Genomic DNA, 12,691 nt, shown 5'->3' with positions numbered 1-12,691 from the left:
ACTACGATTGCATAACCTCATCCATGCGGGCCAGTAATTCGCCCGCTTTCCCTTCAATAGTTAAATCAAAGGTGTATCCAGCATGCGCTTCCTTATTGATGGCTACAACCCGACCATCCGTCATCATCGGCAATTGGTTCGCCGGGTACACATCGAGGCTCGTCCCAATGACGAGGACTAACTCCGCTTTTTCAATCGCACTCAGTGTTCGCTGCCATGCCCTTTGTGGGAGCATTTCACCAAACAACACCACATTGGGCCGTAGTTTGCCGCCGCATGCTTCACACACATGTCCGTCTATAAAACATGCCGTAGATGCTTTTTTTCCACAACTGTGGCACTTGATCATATGAATAGACCCATGCAGCTCCTCTACAGCGTCACTTCCTGCTTTCCGGTGCAGACCATCTACATTTTGCGTGCCTATAAGATCAATCAACCCACGCTTTTCCCACCGTGCTAATACATGATAGCCTTCATGTGGCAACACATCTTTCAATGCTTGAATCCGTGCTGTATAAAAGGCATGAAACAACTGATAATTTTCAGTCAAAGCTTCTGTCGTTGCCACCGTCCGCGGATCAATCTGCTTCCACCAGCCCGACCTAGAACGGAAATCAGGAATGTTCGACTCCGTTGACATTCCCGCACCTGTGAACACAACTGTCTTTTGTGATTGTAACAACCAATCAACAGCCGTCTGAATGTCTTTCACGTGCTTTGGCATGATGATCCTCCTTGCGTGATTTTATCCACACTTATAACAAGGCGAAACCACTTAAACAATGTGGATTTAATCACCCCCAACTGCCACTTCTTCTAAAACATTTCCCTTTTGTCCATATATTTAACAGTCGCTTCGTTATAGTTCTCGGTGCTATCCATGACGAAAAACCATAACTTGTATCCATAATCGTGTTCAATTAACTCTGCTTCCTCATTTCCCATCATCGTTTCAACGTACATGGAGGCATTTAATCTGTCTCATACCGTCAATCGGATTGACCTAACTGCAACTCTTTTAGAACCTTCCCGTCTCCATCAAGCCACTGTACATTGGCTTCAGAATAATCGTGTTCTTCGGAGATGAGGTACCATAGTCCAATTGGCCCCTCTGGTGTTTCTGCTTTCCCTTCATTCTCTACAACAACCTCAACCGCGTCTCGATCGCCCCTGTTACCAATAACAAGATGATAGTTTGCCAACTCAACACTCTGTGTACTAGGGTATTCCCCCGTGCTGAAGCCACTTTCAAATGACCAGCCATTATTCTCTTTTTTAAACTCTGCCACTCCAAATTTCTCAGAGTTACTGAGTCCCCAACGATAAAAAACAATAGCATGATCATCCATCATCTCGAGCTCTAAAATTCGAGGAATACTATGATTTAACGCATCTAGTTGTACTTTAATTTCGTCTTCCACCTGCCGTCTACTCGTCTCTTCTTCTTTTATACTTAGTAAGTAGCCTCCAGCCAATAGCACAAAAATAATGCCCGAGACTATTAACTTATATTTTAGTTGCATACTAGTCAGTTCCTCTCTAGATTTTTCCTCTTCCATCTATAATAATCAACTTCATCTAATATATTTCAAAACATCTTCATCTGAAATACCAATTTCTTCTCTATATTCTTCATTTAACCAGCCTGCTGTCAAATACGTGTAAAGTGGGGAACTCATATAATCAGCTTCTATCGGGGAGAAATTCTCGTCAAGTTGTCTGTCTATTGATTGGATCATACGATACGTTCTCGTATAAAATGAGTCCACAACCTCCCAATTTTCTTGTTCAATTGCTTCCCTAGGGTAAGGTATCTCAGGATAAACTTCAGTTATTAATTCCCATCTTTCAAAAAAATCCCGTCCAGAGTCACCCACAATATATTCGATATTACTGGCATTATTATCTGGATATTTGATATCCAAGTATAGTCGCTCCGCTGTATAGGCAGCCAATTTCAGTTCAAGCTCATTTTTCCCTTCATTCGCTTTTTGTCCATATTCGTAGATATTCACAAACAAGCAAACAATGATGGCGATAATCAACAACCATATTTTATGTTTTTTCTTATAAATCACGTCGTATCATTCCTTAATCTTATGTACAATGCCTTGAGGAAAAGGTCATTTTCATTTATTTTTCTCACCGATAATAGTCACAGACAGAGGGCACCAATAGCTGTTATTATAAGGCAATGACTACTATTATAAGGTAATATAAACAATGTAAGGAACCGAGCGAAAGTCATGTTTTGTATAGAAACAATTGCGTTTACAGCTTCAAATTCTAGGTCTTTATTCCTTCTTTGCTTTACTGTGATACCACTTGAGGCAATTGTAGTTGTGCCATTTACACAAGAGCCACGCCTTTTCTATGTGGCCATTTTCTTCTTTGTCATAAGGCAAACTCATCCACCACAAAATCAGAAAGATCATCTGTTTTATAAGAATCCTGGCACTTAACAATCTCTTCACTTTTGCGATACGTGCCTTAATAACATAGTAACAATAGTTAATTATAAATAATGCCATTAAAGTTCTAACTGCAAAGTATCTTTTAAAATAATTGGAAACAGTTGTTTAGCGTGAAAATAATGGTACACTTGTTTTAATATTAAAGATCCCCCCTGTATGACTTCACCCAATCTTTCAACCTTCTAATTACGTTTAAAAATCGATTCTCCCTTTTAGTTATATGCCTCATCACGCAAGCTCTCACACTCTTTATTACCTCAAGCTATATTTGTCGCCTACAATTTTAATCCCTTTTTTAAAATCAAAAGACACATATAAAAAAGCCTAAAGAACTACTTGATAGATGATACAATGACTATCGATCATCTAAAGACCCGGACGAAAATAGGTATATAGTCGTTTCAACTTAATCATTCAAGTAATGAGCTCGTTTAAATTCTACACCGGCTGTGATTGTTCACTTCTAAACAATCGTACATTATGTAGAATCAATTTGACTGTTTAAAGGAGAGTGTTATGTGGACGTTTAAACATAAAAAGAGGCTGCTGTCTGTGTCTCTTATTATTAGTCTTATGTTGTCGCCCTTTATTGGAGGTGTTTATCCTTCCTTAGTGAAAGCGGGGAATGGATCTTCCCACGATATTACACTTGTAGAGTGGGATTTTGACAAGGAAACTTCTACCGCTACAGGAGGAATTGAAAGCAATTTAAATCGAGAAATCTCGCTTCAAGGGGCAAATTTAGCTGGTTATGTTCTTGGATTCGGGGAGAACTCCCGAGCGATTAATTCTAATCGATGGAACACTTTAGAAGACTCGTATTGGTTAATCGACTTTGCCACCGTAGGGTTTGAACATTTAACCGTATCCTCAAAGCAATATGGCTCCAATACAGGGCCAAGGGATTTCGAGATTCAATATAGCTTGGATAATGATACTTGGCTACCTCTTCCCCATTCAAACATAACTGTAGAGTATAACTGGTTTAGAGGACAGGTTAACCAATTATCATTACCTGTAGAATTAAACAATCGAGAGACTGTCTTTCTTAGGTGGTTGAAAACATCTGAAGAAGCCGTTGGAATCGGTCATAGTTTGAGCACCACTGGCTCTAATCGCATAGATGATATTATCATCACAGGCCGTCCTATTGATGAGACTGACAACCCTGATGATGACATTGAGGAGATCCCAGAAGACCATGAAGAAGAGGAAGAGACGATTGAACCTCAACCAGATGATGACAATGAGGAGCACGTTGAGCCTTCACCTGACGAGGAAGCCCCTTCTGATGTTATCACTTCCATTAAAGCCGCCAGAAGTCTGTACGGTCAAGAAGTCACCATTGAAGGTGTTGCCAATAGTGATGGCAGCCTTTTCTCCCCGACGGATTTCTCCGTGTATATTCAAGATGAGGAAGCAGGAATCCACCTTTTTAATGAACATCCAGATGCGTTTCCTACGATAAATGAAGGGGATCTTATTCGCGCTAGTGGTGTCATTGATGTTTCAATAGATGGCATTGTCCAGCTCATCATCTCACAAGTGGACGTCATTGAAGAAAATCAACCGATTAGTGTTAAAACTATTGATCTGTCTAACTACAAAGAACCTGACCTTTTGGATGCCTATGACGGTCAGCTCATCACATTTACAGGTTATTTAGAACAGGTTCACGATTCGTCACGAACTCATTTTATTAATGAAGAATTAGATGGCATTGATGTTCGAGCTTACGATCATGCATCCATAGATTTAACCGAATTAGCCACCCATCATTGGTATACGGTAACTGCTATTTTTAGTAAAAAAACGGGTAGCTATGAAGCCATTGTGAGGAGGACGTCTGATTTTTTACTTGAGCTTGAGCAGCCCCCTGCCCCTTTGTCTGACAAATCAGCGGTAGACATGGACGCCGCAGTATTAGAAGTCATTTTTCAAGGTACGGATTCATATGATCGGGTGTTGCAAAATGTGATTCTCGAAACAACAGGTCGTCATGGCTCGTCCATTGTATGGTATAGTCCTCGCCCTGCCGTTATTTCATCAACTGGGCATGTCACAAATCCAGTAAATGGTCAAGTACCGGTGCCGTTAACAGCTATCATTTCAAAAGGCAACTTTCAGAAAGCCAAATCCTTTCTGCTTATAGTTAAACCTATACACTTTGAAGTGGTCCCACCATTTTCGCCTGTTCCTATACCTGTTTTACCTGAGGACTCTTATGATGAAGAAACGCCCTCTGACAGCGATGAGCGCGACAGTAACCGTACTTTTCCAATTTATGAGGATGAAGATGAAAATAGGACAGATGACAACGACAGTTACCCACTTCCTAGTAACACTGAGGAAAGAGTAGCAAAGGTGACATCACCTATCATTACACCGTCACTTCCTTTCATGGCTGATAATGAAGTTGCATCTGAGGCAATAATTAAGACTGAATACCGTTCAGCCACTTCAAATAAAGAGCCTGAAGTCGCCAACGGGCATTCTCCCACTTTGCAACGTGCTACTAGCGATGCCTATCCGCCTGAAACCGTTCATTCTCTAAATAACGATAGCGCTTTTGAGGAAGCAAGTATTATAGTGGCAGAAACTGTCGTCACTATTGAGGGTGAAAAGTCAGCTTCACGGCACGAAGAGGGGCTTGATGAAGGACCAGATTCTAGTACCAAGACCCTAACAGAACAAACGAACGCTAGGTCCTCGTGGCTTCATTATCTATTACTTGCCTGCTTTCTTTCGCTTTTAATTGCTACAGGCGCTATTTTTTATTTTAAGAAAAGGACTTTATAAGTTAATCTCACATTAAGGCGGGGGACATTCCCGTCTTTTTTAATACGGTTGAATCTCAAACAAGTATCCTTTCTTCAATCTCGAAAGTTTAGTTTGTCTGACGTTTACCAGGGAGCATACTCTTATTTTCCAACATGGGGCGTTTATTTTAGAAAGTCTATCTAGTAAACTCTAGTTAGCCCTTCACTAGTAAACTCTATGAGAAAAGAATTGCTAGATATTCTTAAATTCTGCCCCTACACCGCTAAACGTGTCAATTAAACACCATCCCTTACATGAATCTAATTTTAGGAGGTCGCGTCATTTACTATGGATAAGACGGTTTATATTTCTGATAATTTTTTCACTGCTGGATTAACAAGTATTGAAAATAGCCATCAAGAAGAAGTGGCCCAGTTAGATTTTAATAGCGCATTTAGTTCAAAGGTCGCCGTAACAACCCGTACTGGGGAGATCTTAGCTAGAGGACAATTTAAATTTTTCTCTATGAAATGGCTCGTTTTCGGACCTACTGATGAGCAACTTGGTATTTTAAAAGGAAATACCTTCTCTTTCAAAAAGAAATTCGCATATACGACAGAGGGACACACGTACAAGATCTTTTCCCCATCTTTTTCACGGGATTTTACCATTACTAATGAAAAAGAAATGGTCGTTGCAACGTTCAAATTGACTAATCATGTTTTGTCAGTAAAAAATGCTTTTGAGATTTGTAACGTGACAGAGGAACTGAAAACGGAAGAAATCATTATGATTGTCATGGGGATTAATGCCATATGGAAACGCCGGACTAAAGGGAGATCTTAAAGTTAACGCAGTTCGTTTGGAGGTGTGTTAAGCTTAACATAAGACTAATAACTTTGAGAATAATGGAGGGGATTCACATGAGATTAGGTATCATTGGCTTAGGCGACATTGCTCAGAAAGCCTATTTGCCAGTATTGGCAGAGAAGGAAGGGATCGAGGTCGTCCTATGCACCCGCAATCCCGAGACACTTAACGCTTTATCAAAAAAATATCGTTTTGACGAAACCGCTCACACAGTAGACGAACTCATTACTAAAAATATCGATGCAGCGATCGTGAGTACTGTGACGGATGCTCATGTGGAGACAGCGGAAAAACTGCTTGCCAATGGCATTCATACATACATTGACAAGCCTATCTCCACCGTTTTATCGGAAACTGAAAAAGTCGCTAAACTAGCAAAGGAATCTGGTGTGATTGCGATGGTCGGGTTTAATCGCAGGTTTATCCCAAAAGTGAAAGAGCTCAAACAGCACGGAAAAGCGAACATGATTATGATTCAAAAAAATCGTTTCTCCTCTCCCGACTTTGTGCGAAGATTTATTTTGGATGATTTTGTTCATGTTGTAGATACACTTCGCTTTCTGATGGATACGGAAGTAAAAGAGGTAAAGGTTGATTTCCAAAAGGATGGGGAGATGCTTAACAATCTTATCATCCAGTTAATCGGGGATAACTGTCATGCCATTGGTATCATGAATAGAAACGGTGCGGTGAATGAAGAAATCATTGAATACACAACCGGCCACCATAAATACGTGGTGAATAGCCTCGTTGAAACAACACACTACCATAATAAAAATATTAATATATCAAAATTTGGTGATTGGGAGCCTACTTTGTATAAACGCGGCTTTTACAACATTGTCGATTACTTTATCGACTGTGTAACCAATAACCGCCAGCCTGACCCATCCATAGAGGATTCCTTGTTCACCCATGAAATTTGCGAAAGTATCGTTAAGGCAATTGATGAATCCTTATAAAACGGCCCTTCAATCAATGAGTGTTTTCGTTCTTCTCCCACTGATTGGTCGTTGAGTGAAATCAGGACATTAGCTGGCGCTTTACAGACGGTCATCTGTGTTAAAGTTATGGTTTGAAGCAATGTAACGTGAAGGTGGGGAAAGGGGAAACTTATACACCTATTTTTTGCTCAGTTTCCCCTATCCGCATTTGAGCAGGTAATCACACGTCTATTTCCTCCTGAATGTCCTGAATTAGCCCGCATCTGAGACACTCAATTACCTTATACGACGCTATTTTCTTCATAAAGTTCCTATCTCTTAAGACTGGAGCGTCATGATCGGTTCATCCGCTTCATCAAGTACTTAATAACATCATCTTTACCGCCTAGGTCGTCACAATCTAGCTCGTTTCCCTTCACTTGTTCCAAGTAATCCACATCTCGCATTCCGGCGACATAATTAAGAAACGGCAGAGGGTATTCACCGTTTGCGTGACAGTTTTCTGAATGATGAGCCCATGATTTCAGTTCGATTTTTGTTCTTAATTGACATCCCTCATACGTATTTTGAATGGTTCCTCGCACTTCTTCGATCGTTGTCCAGTCAGAGTTATTCTGCATTGTCGTCCCTCCCTCTAACTTTTTTACATGTATCTAGAGGGTAACATCTCTATTCCAATGTGACAACGGATGCCATTACTCACACTACAACAAGTGGTACGTTAGTCTTTCACTCAATCTATCGCCCCATTAGATATATTGGGTATGTCTTCATATATCGTCTTTTCTCATTTCTTCTAGTTTTCCTTCGAGGGCTTTTTGGATGGCGTGAGCTACACCGTGCTCTTTATTGGATATGGTATGATAACGGCATATTTGCTTAATTCCGTCTTCTGCATTTCCCATGGCGACTCCTATTCCTGCCATTTGTAGCATCGAGACATCGTTGAAATGATCGCCAAGTGCCATCACATCGGACATATCAATACCTAAAGTGCTAGCAAAATGCGCAAGTGCATAGCCTTTTTGCCCCCTAGGTGCATTAAATTCTAAGTTGCCTTTTGCTGATGTGGTCATAACAAGCTCCGGCGTCTCCTTAAATCGTTCTCGAACCGTGTTTAATACGTGTTTGTCCATTGAAAAAGTAAGAATTTTATAAATATCAGTCGTGTTATCCTTTATCACGTCACTGAAATCATCAACAAGCTCGATTCTCTCCTCTCGGAAACGTTTTTTCGCGAATTGCAAAATAGTGTCATCGTCCACACCGGCTGTATTGGCACTTTTAAAAATATCAAGCACGCCAGTTAAAAACCGCTCATAATCCGTGGAAAAACCGCCTTTGTTCGTAAACATTTCATAATAAAGTCCGTGTTCACTGCACACTTCATCCACCTTTACAGCAACATACTTGTCCAGTGGTACACTTGTCAACAACGTACCTTCTTCATCATAGGTTTCAGCTCCGTTCAAGCTAATGATCGGACAATTCAATCCTGCTTCCTGTAACGGCGCTTTTGCAAAGCTATAAGACCGCCCTGACACAATGACAACACTTACTCCGGCCTTTTGGGCTCGCTTAATCGCTTGCGCTGTTTCATCACTAACTTCCGCTCTTTCATTCAACAGTGTGCCATCTAAATCTGATGCAATGAGTTTCACTTTATTCACCTTTGCCTCTCTACGAAAAATCCAACAATTCTTATACGAATTGACTCCCACAGCCTTCTACACTCACTATGAAAAAAACTAGTCATTTCTACATATTGAGTTCAATTCCCCCCCATAAATCCCCTTCTATTCCTTACATTTAATCCGCCTTTCCTCTCTTTCCCTTCACGCTATAAAAAACCTAGCCGTTGTCAGTCTCTGTTTTAAAGAGTCTGGCAACAGCTAGATGACATACAGCCAAGAGTGTTTTAATCTAACACTTCTCCATTTGTCGCAATGACGTTTTTGTACCAATCAAAGCTTTTCTTTTTATAGCGTTTATTAGAGCCTTTTCCTTCGCTATCTCGATCCACATAAATATACCCGTAGCGTTTTTTCAATTCAGCCGTTGAAGCACTGACTAAATCAATCGGACCCCATGAGGTATAACCAATTAAGTCAACACCATCACCGACGGCTAGTTTCATTTGTTCAATATGGGCTCGTAAGTAATCAATGCGATAGTCATCATTGATCGTCCCATCATCTTCAAGTTTATCTACAGCTCCCATACCATTTTCAACAATGAACAGTGGTTTTTGATAACGGTCGTACAGTTGATTACACACTGTACGCAAGCCAACAGGATCAATTTGCCATCCCCATTCTGTCGCTTTTAAATAGGGATTTTTCACCCCTAGTAATAAATTTCCACCAGTCTGGTTCTTCAAATGTTCCGGATCGGTCGTGGCTACGAATGACATATAATAACTAAAGCCAATATAGTCCACGGTACCCTCTCGTAAAATGTGATCATCACCATCCTCCATTTGGATGGTAATGTTCTGTTCTTCTAAGTAATTTTTCACATACGTCGGATAGTAGCCTCGTGACTGTACATCTGAAAACATGAGTGTATGCCTATCTTGCTGGAGCGCCTTAAACATATCTTCTGGCTTCGAGGTGTACGGGTATGTGTTCATCGACGCAATCATACACCCGATTTGCAACTTCGGATTAATCGCATGCCCAGCTTTAACAGCAAGAGCACTGGCTAAAAATAAATGGTGAATCGATTGATAAATAGCCTGCTCATTTCTTTCTCCATCCTCAAATAATAACCCACTCCCGGTAAATGGCGCATGGAGACTCACATTGATTTCATTAAATGTCATCCAATAGGTGACTTTCTTATGATAACGCTCGAACAACGTCTTCGCATAACGCTCATAAAACGCCACCAATTTTCGGTTTTTCCAGCCACCATATTTTTTCACGAGCTCCAGAGGCATCTCATAATGAGAAATTGTCACAACAGGCTCAATATCATACTTTAACAATTCATCAATGACACGATCATAAAATGCTAGCCCTTTTTCATTTGGCGTTTGCTCATCTCCATTTGGATAAATTCGCGTCCAAGCAATCGACAGCCGAAACGCCTTAAATCCCATTTCTGCAAACAACGCAATATCCTCTTTATACGTATGATAAAAATCGATTCCCTCATGATACAAATTAAATGTTTCCATCGAAAAATCAGGTGGACTCATAATACCGTTCGGTGACACATCAGCCGTTGACAGTCCTTTCCCGTCCTCTTGGTAGGCTCCTTCTAATTGGTTAGCTGCCACAGCACCTCCCCACAAAAAACCTTCTGGAAATCTCGCTAATTGACTCATCGTCTCATCGCTCCCTTTCAATAATGCTTGTCATTTAAGTATCTCCACTAGAGGCCTATTTTTATGTTAAAACCGTGCTCGTACATGTCTAAATGGTCATAAGATATTTAATATCTCTGTCACCTCTATTGACGCTATACTCACGATGAGTAAAAAAAGAGAAGGAAGGAAATAAGGCCCCTTCCTTCATGTCACACCACTTTCACTTACCTTACTAGTGTAATTAAACTATCACCAGGCTTTAAATGTGTTTCCTCAGTGGTCATTAAATTATAGTCACTCTTGTTAGACACCACAATTGGTGTGGATAAGTCAAAACCGGCCGCTTTAATGCCTTCTATGTCAAACTCAATTAATAGCTGGCCTTTCTCAACGCGTTCCCCTTGCTTCACATTAGCCGAGAAAAACTGACCGTCTAATTGAACAGTATCCATACCGATGTGAATTAAAAGCTCTGCTCCGTTATCAGTCGTGATGCCGATAGCATGCTTTGTCGGGAACAACGCTGATACGGTCCCTGCTGCTGGCGCAAACAACTTCCCTTCTGATGGAATGATAACGGCCCCTTTTCCTAATGCCCCTGTAGAAAACGCTTCATCTTTAATGTTTGTTAGAGGCACCACTTCCCCTGAAAATGGGCTTGCAATCACTTCGCTATCTTTTTTTTCGCCTGTTGGTGCCACGTTAGGCTCAACTGGTGCATCCGATGCTGTTAATCCTGCTTTTTCAATCGGCGCTTCATCATCATTCACGCCACCGAAAAGGTATGTCAACACAAAGGCAAGAACAAAGGCTAGTAATGCTGCGAAAATCGGCCCCCACACAGTAATGTTAAGACCTTCAGGCCCGATAAATGATGGGATTTGGAAAATACCTAATCCACCTAGTCGGTAACTTGCCCCACCTGTTAGGCCGATAATCGCGCCCCCGATACCTGCCGCAATACAACTGTAGATAAATGGTTTTTTCTTCGGAAGGGTAACCCCATAAATCGCCGGTTCTGTTACACCGAAAATCCCAGAAATAAAGGCTGGAATACTAAGTGTTTTTAATTGTTGGTTACGTGTTTTCAACCAAACACCAAGAACTGCACCAATTTGTGCGAATGTGGTGGCAAACATCATGGCTAGGACTGGATCTGCCCCCATCGTTGTTAAGTTGTTAAGGGCAATCGGTATGAGGCCCCAGTGTAATCCGAATATCACGATCACTTGCCATAAACCACCGACGAACAGACCTGCAATAACTGGACTTAGATTATAAATAAAGATTGTTGCTTGGCCAAGGATTTGGCTTAACCAAGTGGCAACCGGTCCAATTACGATAAAGGTAATTGGTACAACAATGATTAATGTAAAAAACGGTACTAAGAACATTTTCACGACATCTGGAATGATCTTCTTAACCCATGCCTCTACACGTGAAGCGAAGAATGCTGCTAAAATAATTGGAATAACGGATGACGCATAGCTCATTAAAATAACTGGCATTCCGAATAACGAAATGTAAACAGGTGATTCAAAAATCGTACCTCCAAACAACACATACAATGGATCTCCTGCTATTAAAGCTTCCACGCCCGGGTGAACGAGTGACGCCCCAATAGCTATCCCAATAAACGGTGCACCGCCAAATTTCTTAATGGCTGTGTAGCCTAAGAAAATCGGGAAAAAGTGGAAGAGTGAATCCCCGATAATCTCAAGAAGCTCATAAGCGCCTTGACCTGGGGCTAACCATCCAAGCTCCAAGAATAAGGCGTTTAACCCTTTGATCATCCCTGTTGCCGCTAAAACGCCGAGGACCGGTGTAAAAATACTTGCAATAATATCAATTAATCGATTGAATAAGTTCGTGTCTTTATCGTCTTCTTCCTCTGCTTCCTTTTGTGTAGAAAATCCACCTACTTCCACGACAGCTTTATACACATCTGGTACGTGGTTGCCGATCACCACCTGATATTGGCCGCCGCTTTGCATAACAGTGACCACATCGGCCATGTTTTTCAACGCGTCAGTTTGCGCTTTACTTTCATCTTTGAGCTTAAAGCGCAGCCTTGTAATACAATGAACAACACTTTTAACGTTTTCAACTCCGCCAACTTTTTCAATAATATCCTTTGCCAGTTGTTCGTATTTCATGTCTTTTCCCCACTTTCTTTTATATTTGGCAAATAAAAAACCTGATCTGACCTGAAATACAAATTAGACATTTGTATAGCAAGTCAAATCAGGTTATGCCCTATGAAGGTAACATTCCCACTAGGTATTTAGTTACTTTCTGATTTCAGTATATTCTCTCATCTCCAAAAT

At 40.9% G+C, this 12,691-nt stretch carries 10 protein-coding genes; 3 read left to right on the top strand and 7 right to left on the bottom strand.

The window, feature by feature from the left end; genetic code table 11:
- Position 1: 1 nt before the first annotated feature.
- The 3 genes from BK581_RS14065 to BK581_RS14055 form a co-directional block, all read right to left on the bottom strand.
- A complete protein-coding gene (locus BK581_RS14065) occupies positions 2-727 on the bottom strand; it encodes an SIR2 family NAD-dependent protein deacylase (RefSeq protein ID WP_078578750.1) in 726 nt (241 codons plus the stop codon).
- A 265-nt stretch (positions 728-992) separates the two neighbouring features.
- Positions 993-1,526 (bottom strand): hypothetical protein, encoded by a 534-nt coding sequence (locus tag BK581_RS14060; RefSeq protein ID WP_078578749.1) that lies wholly within the window; start codon positions 1,524-1,526, stop codon positions 993-995.
- A 51-nt stretch (positions 1,527-1,577) separates the two neighbouring features.
- Entirely contained in the window at positions 1,578-2,081 is a 504-nt protein-coding gene (locus tag BK581_RS14055; RefSeq protein ID WP_078578748.1) for a hypothetical protein, read from the bottom strand.
- Between the two features lie 912 nt (positions 2,082-2,993).
- Between BK581_RS14055 and BK581_RS14045 the strand changes: the two genes are divergently transcribed.
- From BK581_RS14045 to BK581_RS14035, 3 genes are all read left to right on the top strand, one after another.
- Positions 2,994-5,276: an immunoglobulin-like domain-containing protein gene (locus tag BK581_RS14045; RefSeq protein WP_078578746.1), complete on the top strand. Its 2,283-nt coding sequence runs from the start codon at positions 2,994-2,996 to the stop codon at positions 5,274-5,276.
- 309 nt (positions 5,277-5,585) lie between these two features.
- Complete coding sequence (locus BK581_RS14040) at positions 5,586-6,083, top strand: hypothetical protein (protein ID WP_078578745.1); 498 nt, start codon at positions 5,586-5,588, stop codon at positions 6,081-6,083.
- A 77-nt stretch (positions 6,084-6,160) separates the two neighbouring features.
- Positions 6,161-7,069 (top strand): Gfo/Idh/MocA family protein, encoded by a 909-nt coding sequence (locus BK581_RS14035; protein WP_078578744.1) that lies wholly within the window; start codon positions 6,161-6,163, stop codon positions 7,067-7,069.
- 314 nt (positions 7,070-7,383) lie between these two features.
- Here BK581_RS14035 and BK581_RS14030 read toward each other — a convergent pair whose 3' ends face one another.
- From BK581_RS14030 to BK581_RS14015, 4 genes are all read right to left on the bottom strand, one after another.
- Positions 7,384-7,671: a hypothetical protein gene (locus BK581_RS14030; RefSeq protein ID WP_078578743.1), complete on the bottom strand. Its 288-nt coding sequence runs from the start codon at positions 7,669-7,671 to the stop codon at positions 7,384-7,386.
- A gap of 150 nt (positions 7,672-7,821) precedes the next feature.
- A complete protein-coding gene (locus BK581_RS14025; RefSeq protein ID WP_169837711.1) occupies positions 7,822-8,721 on the bottom strand; it encodes a Cof-type HAD-IIB family hydrolase in 900 nt (299 codons plus the stop codon).
- A 248-nt stretch (positions 8,722-8,969) separates the two neighbouring features.
- Positions 8,970-10,382 (bottom strand): glycoside hydrolase family 1 protein, encoded by a 1,413-nt coding sequence (locus BK581_RS14020; protein WP_078578741.1) that lies wholly within the window; start codon positions 10,380-10,382, stop codon positions 8,970-8,972.
- A 206-nt stretch (positions 10,383-10,588) separates the two neighbouring features.
- Complete coding sequence (locus BK581_RS14015) at positions 10,589-12,520, bottom strand: beta-glucoside-specific PTS transporter subunit IIABC (RefSeq protein WP_078578740.1); 1,932 nt, start codon at positions 12,518-12,520, stop codon at positions 10,589-10,591.
- Positions 12,521-12,691 lie beyond the last annotated feature (171 nt).

The sequence above is a fragment of the Salipaludibacillus agaradhaerens genome, assembly GCF_002019735.1.
GTDB lineage: Bacteria > Bacillota > Bacilli > Bacillales > Salisediminibacteriaceae > Salipaludibacillus > Salipaludibacillus agaradhaerens.
This window is presented reverse-complemented; position numbering and strand designations above follow the sequence as displayed.